The organism is Pantoea sp. AS-PWVM4, from assembly GCF_000468095.1.
In the GTDB taxonomy this organism is placed as follows: domain Bacteria; phylum Pseudomonadota; class Gammaproteobacteria; order Enterobacterales; family Enterobacteriaceae; genus Pantoea; species Pantoea phytobeneficialis.
Genome location: NZ_ASZC01000015.1, coordinates 149,546 through 167,156, shown reverse-complemented (window position 1 = coordinate 167,156; position 17,611 = coordinate 149,546). Strand labels below are relative to the sequence as shown.

Sequence of the window (17,611 nt, the reverse complement as noted above, 5' to 3'; positions counted from 1 at the left end):
TCGTGCGATTGCGACATATTGAGGTGTTTCAGGCGATTGTGCAGACCGGCAGCATCAGCGGTGCGGCGCGCCTGCTTAATGTGTCGCAGCCGAATGTCAGCCGGGTGTTGAACCACGCCGAGCAGCAGCTTGGTTTTGCGCTGTTTGAACGGCGCGCCCAGGGGATGATTGTGACGGCGGAAGGGCGGCGTTTGCTGCCGGAAGTGGAAGAACTGTATCAACGCTTACAGTCCATCACCGAGCTGACGGAGCAACTGCGGCGTGGCGAAGGACAGACAGTGCGCGTTGGTGCGGCGCATGCTTTTGGTCAGATGGTGCTGGCCCCGGCGCTGGTCACCTGGCGACAACAGGCGGCATCGGTCAGCGTGGAGTTGGTCACCGAACATTTCAGCACCCTGTGTCGCAGCATTCTCGATAATCAGCTCGATTTCGCGCTGGTATTTGGTCAGCAGGTGGATGCTGACCTGCTGGCGGAACCTTTGTTTCAATCCTCAATGGTGGCGCTGCTGCCGCTGCATCATACCCACAACGAACCGGTCAGCCTTGAATGGCTGTGCGCCAATAACCTGCTGATGATGCAAAGCCAGGACCCGTTGGGCCGTGTGCTGCATCGCGCGCTGCGGGATAAGGGGTTAAATCCCGGGGTGTCGTTGTCGATTAAAACCTACTCGGTGATTGCCGACATGGTGCTGGCGGGCGGCGGCGTGGGGATCGTGGATCTGTTTACCGCCTGCCGTTATGCCGATCAGCTGAAGCTGCTGCCAGTGGCGCAGCCGTTGCCGTTTGAGGTGATGCTGATTAGCCGGCGTGACCGGCCTCAGTCGCAATCGACCCTGCAACTGAAACAGGTGATTCGTAATAAGTTGTGGGAGATTGCGCGGCAGTGTGAATCACGGTTTTTTACGGTGAAACCGTAGGGGGCGTTTGCACTGGCGTGGTTTCGTTTGCACTGGCGTGATTTCGTTCGCCACAGGCTGAAGTAGTTTCAGTTCGCCGGTGCGGCGACCGAGCAAAGGGCGCCTGGCCGCGCCCTCTGCACTCCCGGGCCCTGCGCCAGCCTCCCTCGCCGCTACGCGGTGCTTTTTGCGCGATAAATCGCGCCGCTACAACTGCCGACGGACCGGCGTCGATTCGCTCCTGCTCAACGCCGCCTTTCGCCGCATTCATGCGGCTCATCCTGGCAGCATTCATTCGCTCAGCGAGTCCGGATGGCGCCCCACCCCTCGCTGCACGCCTTTTACTTCTCTGTAATATCATCACTGCTGCCTGCGCGATAAATCGCGCCGCTACGTTACGTGCGGTTATTTGTAGCGACGCGATTTATCGCGCAATTAAGAGAGCACCTGGCTTACAGGCGGTGAGGTGGGCGGCATCCGCAGCGCCGAGCGCAGAGGGAAGGCCAGGCCGAGCCGCATGGATGCGGCGAGAGAGCGGAATGAGACAGGGATGGCGAATCCGCGCGTGCCGTGCGGCCTGAGTGATAAGTGAGGGAACAGCGCGGAGCGCTGCGCGAGGACGGCGCAGGGCGCGGATTGCAAAGGTCCGCGCCCTCGGACCTTTGCCCGTCCGCCAGCACATAGGTGCTGAAACTACCAAATGCCTGGCGGGCGGAACCTTCTCAGAGCTAAACCGCTGCTAGCGGGCTACACCCCATCCGTAATCGGTTTACGCACCAACAACAGATACGCCAGCGCCCCTACCACCGTCACACCGGCACAAATCATCAGCGCCAGGCTGAAGGATTTGGTGGTGTCCAGCACCCAACCGGTAACAATCGGCGCGAACGAAGCGAACACAAAGCTGGCAAAGTTCTGGATACTGCCTACCGACGCCGTCATGCGTGCAGTCACGTTGGCATGAATCAATCCCCAGCAGGACGTACCGGCAAAATGGATACAGAACAGCGCCATCCCAATCAGCGTCACCGCGCTGGTGGTGTCAGTGGCACGGGTGACGAAGGCGGTAAATGCCGCTGACAACAGCATACCGCTGACAATGCTCACCTTACGCACCTTCACTGCATTTATCCCACGACGTACCAGCGCATCCACCACATAGCCGTTGAGCAACATCCCGGCGGCACCGAACAGGAACGGAATCGCCGCCAGTAAACCGGTGCTTTTCAGGTCGAGGTTATAGGTGGATTGCAGGTAGCCCGGCAGCCAGGCGATATACAGCCACGCGGTGTAGTTGATGCCGCTGAAACCAATCATCATGCCCCACATGGTGCGTTGCTTAAACAGACCACGCCACTCGGCAAAACTGATCGGCTCCTTGCGTGATGCCACGCTACCCGCCTGTAAATAATGGATCTCTTCCGCGCTCAGTTTGTTGTTGTCGCGATCGCGGTAGGTCAGATACCAGCCGATAGCGAGGAACATACCCAACACGCCGATGGTGACAAACATACCGCGCCAGCCCAGCACCAGCATCATCGCTGCCAGAATGGGCGGGGCAATCGAAAGGCCAATCATCGAGGCGGCGTTAAACATCCCCATCGGCATACCGCGATCTTTGATGTTGAACCAGTCGTTGATCACCTTCACGCCGCACGGGTTCATCGGCGCTTCGCCAATACCCAGGCCGATACGCACGAGGATAAATTGGGTGAAGTTATGCACCATACCGGCGGCGGCCTGGAACAACGACCAGAAGAACATGCCAATCGCCAGCATAATGCGCGGGCCTTTGCGGTCCAGCAGTGCACCGCACGGCAGCTGCGCCAGACCATACGCCAGCGAAAACGCTGACAACAGTACGCCAATCTCGGTGGCCGACAAACCCAGCTCGCCGCGAATGGTCATATTGGCGACGGACAGGGAACTGCGGTCAAGATAGTTAATAATGGCGGCGAACAGCAGCAACAACATCGCTGTCATCTGAATCTTTCTGATGCGCGGTGAGCGCACCACATCGCCGCGTGCAGGGACAAATTCGCGTCCATCTGCGGCTGGGGCTGGCGCTGTCTCGCGACCACGAGCCGACGTATTTTCCATTGCAACCTCCCGGATCTGGGTACTTATCGTTATCAGTCAGTGTGGGGTTCTGTGGTCGCCAACCGATGCGACCTCAACAGATGGTTCCGAGACTAGAAGCAAAGATGACAGGATGTTGCAAAGATGTTTCTGATTCGTGCGGGAGCTAATGCTTTGTGGTTTTTAATCGGTTTTTAATTGTACTGACGGATCGATCGGATCATCGAGGTTTTGGCGGTGTCGAGATGGGCATGCAATGCACACAGCGCTTCCACATCCTGACGGCTAATCAACGCGGTGAGGATCGCCATATGTTCCTCCAGTGCCACGATATTACGCTGCTTTAAATCGCTTTCATCCCATTGATAATGCGAGTGAAAAATCACCGAGATGATCTCCAGCGATTGATTAAAAAATGGGTTGTTGGCGGCGGAAAGAATCAACGAATGCATCTCCTTATCCAGTGCGGCGAAGTGGCGGTAATCGCTGACAATGGTGTCTCGCATCGCACGGTGCCGGTCGAGTAAATCGCGTGCCTGAATCCAGCGCTCATCCTCCGATGCCAGATTGAGAAAGCGATTTAACGCGTGGGTTTCCAGCATTTCACGCAGCTCAAACAGTTTTTCCGCGTAATTCTGGTCGAACTTTTTCATGCGCCACTGACCGCGCTTCACCGGCTCCAGCAGGGTGTAGCGCATAAAACGCAGCAAAAATTCACGCACCACCACCGGGCTGACCTTCACCCGCTGTGCCAGTTGCAGCTCGGTAAAGGTATCACCCGGCATCAGCAGCCGCTGGTTGATCAAATTAAAAAATGCCTGCTCGAATTGCGTGGCCTGCTGCTCAATCGGTGGAGTGAGGGCACTGAAGCCATCTTCATCGCTGGGGTTACGCACGATGACATACGTCTCATCCACTTTATCCAGAATGCCGCGCTGGTGCAGGTAATGCAGGGTGTGGCGCACCGTGGTACGGCTGATATTGAACATCTCCGCCAGCGCCGCCTGCGGGGGTAAAGGCGAACGGATATGGCGCTGCGCGATGCCTTCCAGCATTTGGTTGATAACGTTCTGACGCAGATTCTGGCTTCGGCTCATAACAGGCTCCGGTTTTTTATTTATTAAAAACCATCGAAAGCCCAAAAAAATCGTTCTGCCTCACACTTTTGCGTGCGCAACAAGCCGTTAACATCGATTCTCGCCATAACTGTGACAACAGCACAGGAGAAACCTATGACAAGCATGAAAACCCTGGTGGTGGCGGAACCGCGTAGCATGGTGTGGCAGCAGCGTGCCAGACCGACCCCGGCCGCCCACGAGGTTCTGATCAAACCGATTACCGCCGGGATTTGCGGCACCGATATCCATGCCTGGGCGGGGAACCAGCCGTTTTTCAGTTATCCACGCGTGTTGGGCCATGAGCTATGCGGCGAAGTGGTGGCGCTGGGTGCTGAGGCGAGCGGCTTTACGCCGGGGCAACGTGTGGCGTTGATCCCGTACGTCGCCTGCCAGCAGTGCGACGCTTGTCAGAGCGGCAAAACCAACTGCTGTGAAAACATCTCGGTGATTGGCGTGCATCAGGATGGTGGTTTCTGCGAACTGCTCAGCGTACCGCAAAACAATTTACTGGCGGTGGATGATGTCGCACCGGAAGCGGCAGCCTTGATCGAGCCATTCGCCATCAGCGCCCACGCGGTGCGCCGGGCTGCGGTGATGCCGGATGAGCAGGTGCTGGTGGTCGGTGCCGGGCCGATTGGCCTGGGTGTGGCGGCAATTGCCGCAGCAGCGGGCGCGCAGGTGGTGGTGGCGGATACCAGCGAGCAGCGGCGGGCGCATGTCGCGCAGCAACTGGGGCTGGCAACCATCAACCCGCTGGATGCGGATTTTGACGCCACGCTGCGCGCGCAGTTCGGTGGACGCCTGGCAGCCAAAGTGATCGATGCCACTGGCAGCCCGGCAGCAATGAACGGCGCGGTAAAACTGATTCGTCACGGCGGCACTATTGTGTTTGTCGGCCTGCACAAAGGCGACCTGGTGATCCCCGATACCGAATTCCACAAAAAAGAAACCACGCTGATGGGCAGCCGCAATGCCACGCGCGAAGATTTCGACAAAGTGCGCGCACTGATGGCGAGCGGCCAGTTACGTGCTGACATGATGCTCAATCGGCATTATGACTTCTCCACCCTGGCGGAAACCTTTGAACCCGAGGTAATCAACAATCGCGAGCTGATCAAAGGCGTCATCCACTTCGCCCGTTAAGTTTTCATCGGGCACCGCACCGCACCGTGGGTGTGCGGTGCCGCAAAAATAGCGTGATAAATCACGCCGCTACAGGCCATCAATCATCCCAGTAGCGGCGCGATTTATCGCGCGTCTTTACGCCTGCAATGTGGCGAAAAAGTGCTGGCGCACTGCGTCAGCCTCCACCCCAAGACACAGGCGCTGGGCATGCAACCCGGCAAAGGGGTCATGGCGTGAGGCGAGGGCGTTGAGGCGGCGTAACGTCTGCCCGCTGCTGATACCTTCCGTCACCACGCGTACCGGCGCTTCCGTGACGTGAAAGGCGTGCGGCAGCGCCAGCCAGGAAAGGGTCAAGGTGTCGTGCAGTGCCATACCCGCAAACCCCTCTTTTTCCAGGCTATACGCCAGATAGGGACGGCAGATGGCGCTCAACACTGGTTGATTAAGTTGATGTACTTCATTTGCGGTAATCAACACCTTATGGGTGACATCCAGCGGCAGTACCACCACTTTTAACGCCGAGGACAGCACCTGGTCGGCGGCATGCGGGTCTTTCCAGATATTGAACTCGGCGAACGGCGTAACGTTGCCGCTGTGTCCGTCGGTGCCGAATGCGCCACCCATGATCACCAACTCTTTCACCAGCGGAATAATATCCGGGGCCTGATTGATCGCGCTGGCAATATTGGTCAGCGGGCCAATCGCCACCAGGGTGATGGCATGCGGGTGAGCGCGCACGCTGTCGATAATAAATTGCACCGCGCTGGGGGCCTGATCGCTGTGCGGGTTAGGGAAGGCATCGCCCAAACCATCTTCCCCATGCAGACGCGCCGGTTCAGAAGGGGTCAGCGCCAGTGGGCGTGAACACCCGCGATACACCGGGGCATCAATAGCCATTTTCTCGCAAAACAGCCGGGCGTTTTTCACCGCCTGGCCCACCGGAACATTGCCAAATACCGTGGTGATACCCAGCAATTTCTGGGTGCGCGCGGCATACGCCAGCGCAAAGGCGTCATCCACGCCGATATCAGTATCAAAAATCAGGGTGCGCATAGGGGTCTCCTCTTCAATTCCTGGAAAGGTAAAGCAAAAATCAGTGATTGCGAAGAGAATATAAAGAGTCTAAATTTAGACCATTGTGGAGGGCGACATGAAAATAGAAACTATCAGCTACATCAAGAAAAATGCAGCGACTCTTGAGCTTTCGGAACCAATTCTTGTGACACAAAATGGTACGCCAGCATACGTTATTGAGTCCTGGGAAGCGCGCCAGCAAAGAGACGAAACTCTGGCATTACTGAAGTTACTCGCTTTATCTGAAGAGGACAAAGCGGCTGGAAAAGGTATGACGCGGCAACAGCTATTAGAAGATCTCTGAGGATAAAATATGCAGCACAAGGATGAGCACTTTCATATCGTCTATCTGCCAACTGTGCGATTGAGTCTTCAGGAGATTGCATCTTTTCATCGCCGCCTGGGTAATGATCATAAACCTATTATTGCGAAAGCATTAGATGAATTTGAATCGCGAGTGAGCCAGTTCCCGTTAGGTTGTCAGATTTGTTCTGAATTGGCAGAACATGGTGTCACTCGTTATCGAGAATTTAATAGTTCAGACGGCTACAGGGTTTTGTTTTCCGTTGAACAGCAAACTGTTTACGCTCATGTTTTCTTGTCTCAACGACAGAGTATTCAGCAGTTACTTTTCAGACGTTTGATTGAGCACTGACCATTCTCTTGTTTGCACCATAATGCCAGCCATCGTATTATCAACCCCCATCAAGGTGATGGCGTGCCACCTTCCCCAACCGCCGTTCTGGCAACAGACGGCTGATGACGCCTGACAACACTCTTATCCCTGCGCGGGAGACGGCGGTGTGTCAGGTGTTTTTCTGTCCTGCCGCGGCCCTGCGCGTTTCAAACATCAGGAGCTACACATTTATGTTGAAGTCGCTGTTGGCTGTTATGCTCGGTGGTGCCGTGGGTTGTACACTGCGCTGGCTGATTTCCCTCCGTTTTAACACGCTATTCCCCAATCTGCCGCCCGGCACCTTAATGGTGAATCTGATTGGTGGATTTATTATTGGTGCTGCACTGGCCTGGTTTTTAAAGAATCCACAGCTTGATCCGGCCTGGAAATTGCTGATTGTCACCGGTTTGTGTGGCGGTTTGACCACCTTCTCCACCTTCTCGGCAGAAATTGTCGTGCTGATCCAGGCTGGCAAATATTTCTGGGCGATGTCGAGCGTGATGGTGCATGTGATCGGTTCTTTATTGATGACCTTTGCCGGTTTCGCCGTGGTCAATCTGCTGGGCTAAACGGAGCGCTTGAAATAACCTTTAAGAGGTAGATACTGGTCAGAGTTCTGTGCGTATGACGCACAGAACGTGTCACCGATTTATCCGGACGATTAAGGAGCACGTTGATGAGTAGTCACCCCAAATTCCTTAACCTGGTGTTGTTAAACGGTGAGCCCGAAGAGAAATTGCGAGCAGCGCATGCCGCGGGCTTTGATCAGGTTGAAATCTGGCGTGAAGATGTTCAGGCCAGCGCGCAGGGTACCCTGGCGCTGGCGCAATTGGCCGCTCAGCAGCAGCTTACGTTTACCAACTTGCAGGTATTACGCGATTTTACCGGTGCGCCGGATCGTGAACGTCAGCAGAAACGCGAAGAACTGCGTCAGTTTATTCAGGTCGCTCAGGCGCTGGGCTGCGACACCATTCAGGCACCGGCCACCACGCGTGAAGATTGCCTCGCGGAACGTATCGATGAGGATTTGCAGTGGATGGCGTCGGAAGCCGCGCGCTACAAAATGCGTATCATGTACGAGCCAATGGCGTGGTGCAGCGTCGATAACACCCTGCCGCTGGCGTGGGAGCGCCTGCAACGGCTGGATCAACCCAACATTGGTTTGGTGGTCGATCTGTTCCACATCTGTGCGCGGGGCGGCGATGCTTCGCAGCTGGATGGTATCCCCGCCGATCGCATCTATGAAGTGCAGCTGTGCGATATGGCGGCACTGCCGCCGCAGAACAATGACGCCATTATCGATATTGCGCGTCATCAGCGTTTATTACCGGGTGATGGCATCATCGAAGTGGAGCGTTTTGTCGATAAGCTGAAAAGCGCCGGTTACAACGGCCCGGTTGGCATCGAGGTGTTTAACGATGCGTTAAAAGCGCAGCCACCGGCAGTGGCGGCGCAACAGGCGTGGACTGCGCTGAATCGCTACTGGGCTTAATCCTGCAAACATTGCGCGATAAAGGCAGCCGCCTGCATCGCGCCCTGCGAAGAAATGGTGTGGCCGGTGGCCGGTTCAAAACGTGTTTCCAGCGTCACACCCGCGGTTTTCAGGCGCAGCGCGGCGGATTCGCTCTCGGTCCAGGGGATCACGCCGTCAGCGTGGCCGTGGATCAACAGCGCAGGCGTCAGCGGCTGCGGCGTCAGGGCACCGTCAAAGGCCAGACGGCCAGAGAATGCCACCACACCCGCCAGCGGATGACGACCCGACGCCAGCGCATCCAGCGCCATAATCGACCCCTGCGAAAAGCCCACCAGAATCACTTTATCCCAGGCATCGGTAAAGCCATGCTGTGCCATTAATTGCTGTAGCGTGGCATCGAACGCAGCGCGCGCTTCACGCACCCGTGCCGGACGGTTTTCCACGGTGACGCCGTTCAGGCTAAACCACTGATAACCCATGCCGTGTTCAAACGGATAAGGCGCATTCGGTGAGGCGAACGCCACATCCGGCAACAGGCTGGCCCAATGCTGGCCGAGTACCGCCAAATCGTCACCATTGCTGCCGACGCCGTGCAGAAAAATCACTAACGCTTTTGCCATCTTACCGCTCCTTAAAAACCGTATTCCGCCATATCCGGGCCAACCGGCACGATACCATTCGGGTTCAGTGCTTTGATGGAATAGTAGCCCTGTTTGATATGGTCGATATTCACTGTCTGACGCACGCCGGACACCGACAGCATACTCTTCAGGTAGCGATCGAGCAGCGGATAGTCGCGCAGGCGGCGCAGGTTGCATTTGAACAGGCCGTGGTAAGCTGCGTCAAAGCGGATCAGCGTCACAAACAGGCGGATATCGGCTTCGGTCAGGCGCTCACCCAGCAGGAAAGTACGGCCATCGCTCAGGCGTTCCTCCAGCTCATCCAGTTGGCTGAAAACATCCTGAAACGCCTGCTGATAGCTGATTTGCGTGGTGGCGAAACCGGTGCGATACACGCCGTTATTCAGACGCGGATAGATCGATTCGTTGATCGCATCGATCTCGCTGCGCAGATCCTGCGGATACAGATCGAGGCTGTTATCGGCCAGATCGCCGAATCCGCTGTTCAGCATCCGCAGGATGTCGGCGGATTCGTTATTCACGATGGTTCCGGTTTTTTTGTCCCACAACACCGGCACGGTGGCACGACCGGTGAAATCAGACGCGGCGCGGGTATACAGCTCGTGCAGATATTCGGCGTTATTCAGCGTATCGCGATCGGCGCCGGGATAATCGCCGAAATGCCAACCCTGGTCACCCAGTTGTGGCTCCACCACCGACACGCTGATCACCTGCTCCAATCCTTTGAGGTTGCGGGCAATCAGGGTACGTGAAGCCCACGGGCAAATCAGCGCTACATAGAGGTGATAGCGATCCGGCTCGGCGGCAAACTCGCTGGAACCATCGGCGGTGATCCAATGGCGAAAACTGGATGTCTGACGGACAAAGCCGCCCTGTTTATCGGTGGCCTGTACCGGATGCCACTCTGCGCTCCACTTACCGTTTACCAACATCGCTCTGCTCCTCTGTGGTGATGTTGGTTAGCTTAACCCGCTGCCGGATGGGTGATAATCCGGGCAAAATGGCTTTCATTGCTTCCAGAATGGAAGGAATCAGCCCGGTGGATAATGACGGAAATGCTCGGCGAGAAAGTCGATCAGCAGACGGGTTTTCTGTGCCAGATGGCGGGCCGGAGGATAAAGCGCAAACAGGCCGAGCGGCGGGGTGGCAAAGGCATCCAGCAGCGAGACGATCTCACCGCGTTGCAGGGCCGGCGCGGCGATAAAACCCGGTAAGCGCGCGATGCCCAGCCCGGCCAGTGCCGCCTGTAAACAGGCTTCGGTATTGGAAAAACACAGGCGACCGCGAATTGGCATATTAACGCTATCGCCGCATGGGGTGACGAACGGCCAGTGCCAGGGATCGCGGAAATTGGTGTCGCTGATACATTGGTGTGCCGCCAAATCGCGCCAGTGCTGCGGCGTGCCGTGTTGCTGGAGATACCCCGGCGAAGCCGCCACGCGCACCGGCACATCACCGAGGCGGCGGGCAATCAGGCTGCTGTCATCCAGCTTGCCAATCCGAATCGCCATATCAAACCCTTCATCGACGATATTCACCGCCCGATCGGAGAAGTTCACGTCCAGTTCGATTTGCGGATAAGTGCGGGCGAACTCCACCAGCACGCTGGCGAGCACGGCGGTGCCAAAGGTGCCGGGGGCGCTGATCTTCAGGCGTCCGGTGGGAGTCGTTGCACTTTCACGCACCGTGGCATCGAGGGTATCGAAGGCTTCCAGCAGGCTTTTTACCCGTTCGTAATAAGCGCGCCCCACTTCAGTGGGAGAGAGGGCGCGTGTGCTGCGTTTAAACAACTGCACACCCAGCTCCTGCTCCAGTTTGGATACCAGCTTTGACGCCTGGCCGCTGCTGGTGCCAAGCCGCGCGGCGGCACCGGCAAAGCTGCCGACTTCCAGCACGGCAACAAACATACGGTCACAATCAAGACGATCCATGACGCTTCCTGATGGCAAACAAAAGCGGAGTATATAACGTCTGATGGATCCGTAGCGGCGCGATTTATCGCGCGCTTTTTTCCGGCACAGCGCTCTGGTTTAAGTTCGCATTCGGTGCGCTGCACCTTTCCCCCGGCGGCAAAACCTGTTTGACTACAGGTTTGCTGTTATCTGGCCGGGAGCCGTGGATGTCCTTGCTTCACCTGTCATCGCTGGCGGAGATTAGCGCCGCCGCGTGGGATGCATTGTTACCTGACGATCAACCGTTTTTACGCCACGCTTTTCTGCTGACGCTGGAAGAGAGCGGCAGCGTGCGGCCGGAAAGTGGCTGGCAGCCGGATCACCTTATCTGGCGCGAACAGGGTGAAGTGCGTGCCGCGCTGCCGGGCTATCGCAAACGCAATTCGTGGGGCGAATATGTGTTCGATCACGCCTGGGCCGATGCCTGCCAGCGGGCGGGCATTCCTTATTATCCCAAATGGCTGGGGGCGATTCCGTTCAGCCCGGTGACCGGTGCGCGCCTGCTGGGCGATGCCGCCCCATTAATCGCACAGTTACCGGATTACCTGCATCAGCACGGTCTGAGCAGCGCCCATATCAACTTCACCACGCCGCACGCCAATGCCTTGCTCGAACAGGCCCCGGACTGGCTGGCACGTCTTGGCATTCAGTATCACTGGCACAACCGGGGCTACCGGGATTTCCAGGATTTTCTCGATACCCTGATGTCGCGTAAACGTAAACAGCTACGCAAAGAACGCGAGCAGGTGGCGAGTAACGGCTTTGCTTTTGACTGGTATCGTGGCGATCAACTGCGTGAAGATCAGTGGGATTTTATTTATACCTGCTACGCCAATACCTATGCGGTACGCGGTCAGCGTCCCTACCTGACGCGGGATTTTTTCAGCCTGCTGGCCGAACGGATGCCGCACAGCATCCGGGTGTGCATCGCTTCGCTGCAACGGCAGCAGGCAGCGATGGCGTTCTGCCTGGTGGATGGTGAGACGTTGTATGGCCGCTACTGGGGCTGCCTGGCGGAGTTTGACCGGCTGCACTTCGAAACCTGTTTTTACCAGGGAATGGACTACGCGATGGCCGAGGGGTTAGCGCGCTTTGATGCGGGTGCGCAGGGCGAACACAAACTGGTGCGAGGCTTCGAGCCGCAGGTCACCCACTCGTGGCATTATCTCAGCCATGCGGGGTTACGGGCGGCGGTGGACGATTTTCTGCAACAGGAGCGGGCAGGGATACGCGCCTGGGAGGTTGAGGCGCGCGACGCCCTGCCGTATCGACGCGGCGATTAATCCACGCCGACAAAACCACCGGTCTGATGCTGCCACAGGCGCGCGTACAAACCGTTGTGCGCCAGCAGCTCGCGGTGATTACCCATCTCGACAATTTGCCCCTGCTCCAGCACCACCAGACGATCCATTTTGGCAATGGTGGAGAGACGATGGGCGATGGCAATCACCGTTTTGCCCTGCATCAGCGTTTCCAGGCTCTCCTGAATGGCCGCTTCGACTTCCGAATCCAGCGCCGAGGTGGCCTCATCCATGATCAGAATCGGCGCATCTTTCAGCAGCACGCGAGCGATGGCGATACGCTGGCGTTGCCCTCCCGACAGCTTCACGCCACGTTCGCCGACGTGCGCATCCAGCCCGGTGCGGCCCTGCGGGTCAGACAGCAGTGGAATAAACTCGTCGGCACGCGCACGGCGAATCGCCTGCATCAGCTCCGCTTCGGTGGCATCCGGACGACCATATAACAGGTTTTCACGAATCGAACGGTGCAGCAGTGAGGTGTCCTGGGTGATCATGCCAATCTGACCACGCAGGCTTTCCTGAGTGACGTTGGCGATGTTCTGGTCGTCAATCAGGATGCGGCCACCGTTCAGGTCATACAGCCGCAGCAGCAAATTCACCATCGTCGATTTACCGGCACCGGACGGACCGATCAGACCAATTTTCTCCCCCGGCTTGATGTTAAGGTTGAGGCGATTGATCACCTGGCGACCGCCGCCGTAATCGAAGCGCACATCCTCAAAACGGATCTGGCCGCGCGTCACCTGCATCTGCTGTGCGGCGGGCGCGTCCTGCACGCTGAGCGGCTGGGAAATGGTGTTCAATCCATCCTGCACCATGCCGATATTTTCGAAGATGCCGTTCACCACCCACATGATCCAGCCGGACATGTTTACCAGGCGAATCACCAGGCCGGTTGCCAGCGCAATCGCGCCGACGCTAATCAGCGACTGGCTCCATAACCACAGCGCCAGACCGGACGTGCTGACGATCAGCATGCCGTTCAGGGTCGATAGCGTGATATCCATGCTGGTGACCATGCGGCTGGCGTGCTGGGTTTTGTCGGTTTGCTCCTGAATCGCTTCGCGCGCATAACGTTTTTCCAGATCGTTATGCGCGAACAGCTTGATGGTGGCGATATTGGTGTAGCCATCGACAATGGTGCCCATCAGCTTCGAGCGCGCCTCGGAAGACACCACCGAACGCTGTTTCACGCGCGGCACAAAGAAACGCAGCGACAGGCTATAGGCGACCAGCCAGATAATCAGCGGGATCATCAGCCGCCAGTCGGCCTCGGCAAACAGCACCAGCGAGGTGATGGCGTAGATCAAAACGTGCCAGATGGCATCCACCAGTTGCACCGCCGAATCACGCAGCGAGTTACCGGTCTGCATAATGCGTTGCGCGATACGTCCGGCAAAATCGTTCTGGAAAAAGTTCAGGCTCTGACGCAGCACGTAGTTATGATTTTGCCAGCGGATCAGGCTGGTCATGCTGGGGCTGATGCTTTGATGCACCAGCAGATCGTGCAAGGCAATCACGATGGGGCGGAAAATTAGCGCCACCGCCGCCATCCACAGCAAAATCGGCCAGTTATCAGTAAACAATGTCACCGGAGTCGAGTGGTTAACCAGATCGATAATGCGGCTGAGGTAGCTGAACAGCGCCACTTCAATCAGCGCCTGCACCAGCCCGACAATCAGCAGGGCGAGAAAACTCGGCCAGACCTGACGCAGATAGTAGAGATAAAACGGCCAGACAGTGGAAGGGGGAGAATCCGTTGGTGCATCCTGGAAAATATTGATAAAACGTTCAAAACGGCGATACAGCATGGCGTCACTCTTTCCGTCTCATTGAATCATTCAGCTTAGTGTAATTTCCAGGAGAATAGCGATATGGATTTGATTATCCGTGGCCGTGAACCGCGTGATGCGGCGGCATACCAAAGGTTGTTCAGCCAACCGGCGGTTTATGAATGGACCACGCAGCTACCCTTTCCCAGCGTTGCTACCTGGGAGAAAAAATTTGAGAAAATGGATGCGGAAGGCTTCATTGCGTTTGTGGCGGAAATCGACGGCAACCTGGTGGGGGAGCTGACGTTGTTTGTTGAACATCGGCCCCGCACCCGCCACAGCATCAGCTTTGGCATCAGCGTTGACCCGGCATTCAGTGGGCGCGGTATCGGTGAAAAACTGATCCGTACCGGCATGGATTACGCCTTTAACTGGCTGGGCGTGCAGCGTATGGAGCTGGAGGCGTTTCACGATAATCACCGCGCGTTGCGCTTGTACCAGCGTCTCGGTTTTCAGCACGAAGGGGTGCGGCGCAAAGCCTGCCTGCGAAATGGCGAGTACCACGATATCGTGGTGATGTCGGTGTTGCGGGAAGAGTGGGCGCAATGAATTGCGCCGCTACCGATCACACCGATCCGTAGCGGCGCGATTTATCGCGCGGATTTTCCCCACAGCGCGCACGAAATTGCGCAATGAATTGCGCCGCTACCGCTCACACCGATCCGTAGCGGCGCGATTTATCGCGCGGACTTTCCCCACAGCGCGCACGAAATTGCGCAATGAATTGCGCCGCTACCGCTCACACCGATTCGTAGCGGCGCGATTTATCGCGCGGATTTTCCCTACAGCGCACACGAAATTGCGCCGCTACGTAATGTGTTAGCCTGCTCATAGTTGCATCACGAATGATTTTCTTCGACCTGGCGCACACTCCCGGCTTTTGCTGCCGGAAGATTTAGGGTTCTGTGCAGCACCGCACCCTCCTTTGTGGCATCCGCCAAAACGCGTGCGAAATTCCCCGTGCAATTCCCCCATCCGCACAATGACCGCGCCATGTCCGGCTCTCTATATTTTCTCAACAGGGAAATTTAAGCGGTATTCCTGAATACATCATCCGGGGCAGGAGGCTCCCCCTGATTAAGGAATTCACCCCATGTCACAACAAAAAAACGCTGGCCGTACCAGCCATGTCCGTATCTGGGTCCTGATGTTGATCCTGTTTCTTTCCGTCGTGGCCTACGCCGACCGCTCGATCCTGTCGATCTCTGGTTCAGCGATCAAAGAGGAGTTTGGGCTATCGGCGATCCAACTGGGGCTGATCCTCTCCGCCTTTAGCTGGGCCTACGTGATCGGCCAGATTCCCGGAGGATTGTTCCTCGATCGCTTCGGCACCAAAAAGGTTTATGGCGTGACGCTGGCGCTCTGGTCGCTTGCCACCATTGCGATGGGTTTTGTTGGTGAGTTTTCCAGCGGCATGACGGCGGCGCTGGCGTTGATGTTTGCGTTGCGCTTTGTCCTCGGTCTGATCGAGGCACCCAGCTTTCCGGCCAACGCTCGCGTAGTGATCATGTGGTTCCCCAGCGCGGAACGTGGGCGCGCCTCGTCGCTCTTCAGCTCGGCGCAATATTTTGCCGTGGCGATCTTCTCACCGCTCTCCGGCTGGCTGGTTTCGCGCTATGGCTGGGAGTGGCCGTTCTTTGTGCTGGGCGGCATCGGCGTGCTGGCGGTGTTTGTCTGGGCGGCGTACATGCGCAGCCCGAAACAGCACCCGCAGGTGTCGGAAAACGAACTGCGCCATATCGTGGACGGTGGCGCGCTGGTGGATATCGATGCGGCGCAAACGCTCAAAGCCCGCCCGGCACTGAGCAAAGCGATATTCAAAAAACTGCTCAGCAACCGGATGCTGTGGTGCGCGTACATCGGTCAGTACTGCATCATCGCGCTGAGTTACTTTTTTATCACCTGGTTCCCGATCTACCTGGTGCAGGCGCGCGGCATGAACATTCTTGATGCCGGGTTTGCCACCATTGCTCCGGCGTTGTTTGGTTTTGCTGGTGGCATCAGCGGGGGCTTCATCTCGGATAAGCTGCTGGCGCGTGGCTGGAGCATCTCCTGGGCGCGTAAAACGCCCTATATCGTCGGCATGCTGATGGCGGCGACGCTGATTCTCGCGGCGGTGATCCCGAGCAACGTCGGCATCATCGCCATCATGTCCTTCGCCTTCTTTGGCAAAGGGGTCGCCGCCGGAGCGGGTACCTGGACGATAGTCAGCGATACCGCGCCGAAAGAAGCGGTGGGCCTGGCCGGTTCGATCTTCAACGGCATCGGCAATATCGCGGGTTTTCTCACGCCGCTGCTGTTCGGCATCATCGTTGGCGTGACCGGTAGCTACAGCATCGGCCTGGTGTTTGTCGGCGCGCACTGCGTGGTCGCTGCCTTGCTGTTCTGGCTGGTGATGGGACCGATCGAACGTGTCGGCGAGGAGCAGGAATCTGGCGTTACATCGTATGAAAAACAGGGGAAAGAAGATGGCATCAACGCAGTTTAAGGTATTGATGAAAGGTCCGTTACTGCCGGTACGCTTGCAGGACAACCTGGATGCGCAGTTTACCACTTACCGCCTGTGGCAGCAGGATGATCAGGCCGCCTGGTTGGCACAGCACGGCGCGGAAATTGACGCGCTGGTTACCAGCGGCAACGCGTTGATGGGCGCCAGCGCCGAGTTGATGGACCAACTGCCCAACCTGAAAGTGATTTGCAGCAACGGTGTGGGCTATGACGCCATCGATATCGCAGCAGCCGAGGCGCGCGGCATTGTGGTGACCAATACCCCCGGTGTGCTCAACGCCTGCGTCGCCGACACCGGCATGGCGCTACTGCTCGATGTGGCACGCCGCATCAGCGCGGCGGATCGTTACACGCGCGCAGGACAATGGCAGAGCCAGGGGCGTTATCCGCTCACCACCAAAGTGGGGGGCAAGGTGTGCGGCATTGTCGGCTTGGGGGGCATTGGCAAAGCGCTGGCGAAGCGCGCCCAGGCCTTTGATATGGATATTCATTACTACAACCCACGTTCACGCCCGGATGTCCCTTATACCCGCCATGATTCGTTGTTGTCGCTGGCACAGCGCGCCGACTTTTTGGTGCTGACGCTGCCGGGTGGCGCGGCGACCCATCATCTGGTGGATGCCGGGGTACTGCGTGCGCTCGGACCCAAAGGCTTTCTTATCAACATCGCACGGGGCAGCGTGGTGGATGAACAGGCGCTGATCGCCGCGCTGGAAGCCGGTGAAATCGCCGGGGCCGGGCTGGACGTGTTTGAACAGGAACCTGCCGTTCCCGCGGCGCTGCGCCAGCGTGATGATGTGGTCATCACCCCGCATCTCGCCAGCAGCACCGAGGAGACGATGGCGGCTATGGCAGATTTGGTATTTGAAAATCTGCTGGCCTTTGCACAAGGCGAAGCGGTGCTGACCAGGGTGGTTTGACCGAAGTAGCGGCGC

The 17,611-nt window shown here is 57.4% G+C and carries 17 protein-coding genes and 1 riboswitch; of the genes, 10 read left to right on the top strand and 7 right to left on the bottom strand.

From position 1 onward, the window contains the following. Window positions 1–2: 2 nt before the first annotated feature. Window positions 3–917 carry a LysR family transcriptional regulator gene (locus tag L579_RS14410; RefSeq protein WP_021184951.1) on the top strand — a complete coding sequence of 305 codons (915 nt, stop codon included), beginning with the start codon at window positions 3–5 and terminating at the stop codon, window positions 915–917. Between the two features lie 726 nt (window positions 918–1,643). Here the strand turns inward: L579_RS14410 and L579_RS14405 are convergent. Then, a complete protein-coding gene (locus L579_RS14405) occupies window positions 1,644–2,996 on the bottom strand; it encodes an MFS transporter (RefSeq protein ID WP_021184950.1) in 1,353 nt (450 codons plus the stop codon). Between the two features lie 173 nt (window positions 2,997–3,169). Next, complete coding sequence (locus L579_RS14400) at window positions 3,170–4,072, bottom strand: GntR family transcriptional regulator (protein WP_021184949.1); 903 nt, start codon at window positions 4,070–4,072, stop codon at window positions 3,170–3,172. Between the two features lie 135 nt (window positions 4,073–4,207). Here L579_RS14400 and L579_RS14395 point away from each other — a divergent pair, with 135 nt between their 5' ends. Next, entirely contained in the window at window positions 4,208–5,236 is a 1,029-nt protein-coding gene (locus L579_RS14395) for a zinc-binding alcohol dehydrogenase family protein (protein WP_021184948.1), read from the top strand. Window positions 5,237–5,353: 117 nt separating this feature from the next. Here the strand turns inward: L579_RS14395 and L579_RS14390 are convergent, their stop codons facing one another. Beyond that, window positions 5,354–6,271 (bottom strand): nucleoside hydrolase, encoded by a 918-nt coding sequence (locus L579_RS14390; protein ID WP_021184947.1) that lies wholly within the window; start codon window positions 6,269–6,271, stop codon window positions 5,354–5,356. A 97-nt stretch (window positions 6,272–6,368) separates the two neighbouring features. Here L579_RS14390 and L579_RS14385 point away from each other — a divergent pair, with 97 nt between their 5' ends. The 4 genes from L579_RS14385 to L579_RS14370 all read left to right on the top strand — a co-directional run bounded on the left by L579_RS14385 (window position 6,369) and on the right by L579_RS14370 (window position 8,460). Then, complete coding sequence (locus tag L579_RS14385) at window positions 6,369–6,596, top strand: prevent-host-death family protein (RefSeq protein WP_021184946.1); 228 nt, start codon at window positions 6,369–6,371, stop codon at window positions 6,594–6,596. Between the two features lie 9 nt (window positions 6,597–6,605). Beyond that, entirely contained in the window at window positions 6,606–6,947 is a 342-nt protein-coding gene (locus L579_RS14380) for a hypothetical protein (protein ID WP_021184945.1), read from the top strand. Window positions 6,948–6,992: 45 nt separating this feature from the next. Continuing rightward, a riboswitch (Fluoride riboswitch) is annotated at window positions 6,993–7,068 on the top strand. Between the two features lie 91 nt (window positions 7,069–7,159). Next, the gene (gene crcB / locus L579_RS14375) at window positions 7,160–7,537 is read left to right on the top strand and encodes a fluoride efflux transporter CrcB (RefSeq protein WP_021184944.1); all 378 of its coding nucleotides are present in this window, start codon (window positions 7,160–7,162) and stop codon (window positions 7,535–7,537) included. Window positions 7,538–7,644: 107 nt separating this feature from the next. Then, window positions 7,645–8,460, top strand: a complete 816-nt coding sequence (locus L579_RS14370; RefSeq protein WP_021184943.1) for a sugar phosphate isomerase/epimerase family protein — start codon at window positions 7,645–7,647, stop codon at window positions 8,458–8,460. Here the strand turns inward: L579_RS14370 and L579_RS14365 are convergent. The 3 genes from L579_RS14365 to L579_RS14355 all read right to left on the bottom strand — a co-directional run bounded on the left by L579_RS14365 (window position 8,457) and on the right by L579_RS14355 (window position 11,014). Further along, window positions 8,457–9,062, bottom strand: a complete 606-nt coding sequence (locus tag L579_RS14365) for an alpha/beta hydrolase (RefSeq protein ID WP_021184942.1) — start codon at window positions 9,060–9,062, stop codon at window positions 8,457–8,459. The two genes, L579_RS14370 and L579_RS14365, sit on opposite strands and share 4 nt — an antisense overlap. Before the next feature lie 11 nt (window positions 9,063–9,073). Further along, a complete protein-coding gene (locus L579_RS14360) occupies window positions 9,074–10,015 on the bottom strand; it encodes a glutathione S-transferase family protein (protein ID WP_021184941.1) in 942 nt (313 codons plus the stop codon). Between the two features lie 99 nt (window positions 10,016–10,114). Further along, window positions 10,115–11,014: a LysR family transcriptional regulator gene (locus L579_RS14355; RefSeq protein ID WP_021184940.1), complete on the bottom strand. Its 900-nt coding sequence runs from the start codon at window positions 11,012–11,014 to the stop codon at window positions 10,115–10,117. Window positions 11,015–11,202: 188 nt separating this feature from the next. Between L579_RS14355 and L579_RS14350 the strand changes: the two genes are divergently transcribed. Continuing rightward, on the top strand, window positions 11,203–12,318 hold the full coding sequence (locus L579_RS14350) for a GNAT family N-acetyltransferase (protein ID WP_021184939.1): 1,116 nt from the start codon (window positions 11,203–11,205) through the stop codon (window positions 12,316–12,318). On the opposite strand, the gene L579_RS14345 is transcribed toward L579_RS14350, so the two are convergent. Continuing rightward, window positions 12,315–14,147, bottom strand: a complete 1,833-nt coding sequence (locus L579_RS14345) for an ABC transporter ATP-binding protein (RefSeq protein ID WP_021184938.1) — start codon at window positions 14,145–14,147, stop codon at window positions 12,315–12,317. The genes L579_RS14350 and L579_RS14345 overlap by 4 nt on opposite strands. A gap of 63 nt (window positions 14,148–14,210) precedes the next feature. Here L579_RS14345 and L579_RS14340 point away from each other — a divergent pair, with 63 nt between their 5' ends. From L579_RS14340 to L579_RS14330, 3 genes are all read left to right on the top strand, one after another. Continuing rightward, window positions 14,211–14,717, top strand: coding sequence for a GNAT family N-acetyltransferase (locus L579_RS14340; RefSeq protein ID WP_021184937.1), 507 nt, complete (start codon window positions 14,211–14,213; stop codon window positions 14,715–14,717). A 544-nt stretch (window positions 14,718–15,261) separates the two neighbouring features. Further along, window positions 15,262–16,656 carry an MFS transporter gene (locus L579_RS14335; protein WP_021184936.1) on the top strand — a complete coding sequence of 465 codons (1,395 nt, stop codon included), beginning with the start codon at window positions 15,262–15,264 and terminating at the stop codon, window positions 16,654–16,656. After that, entirely contained in the window at window positions 16,637–17,596 is a 960-nt protein-coding gene (locus L579_RS14330; RefSeq protein ID WP_021184935.1) for a 2-hydroxyacid dehydrogenase, read from the top strand. Before L579_RS14335 ends, L579_RS14330 begins: the two co-directional genes overlap by 20 nt. Window positions 17,597–17,611 lie beyond the last annotated feature (15 nt).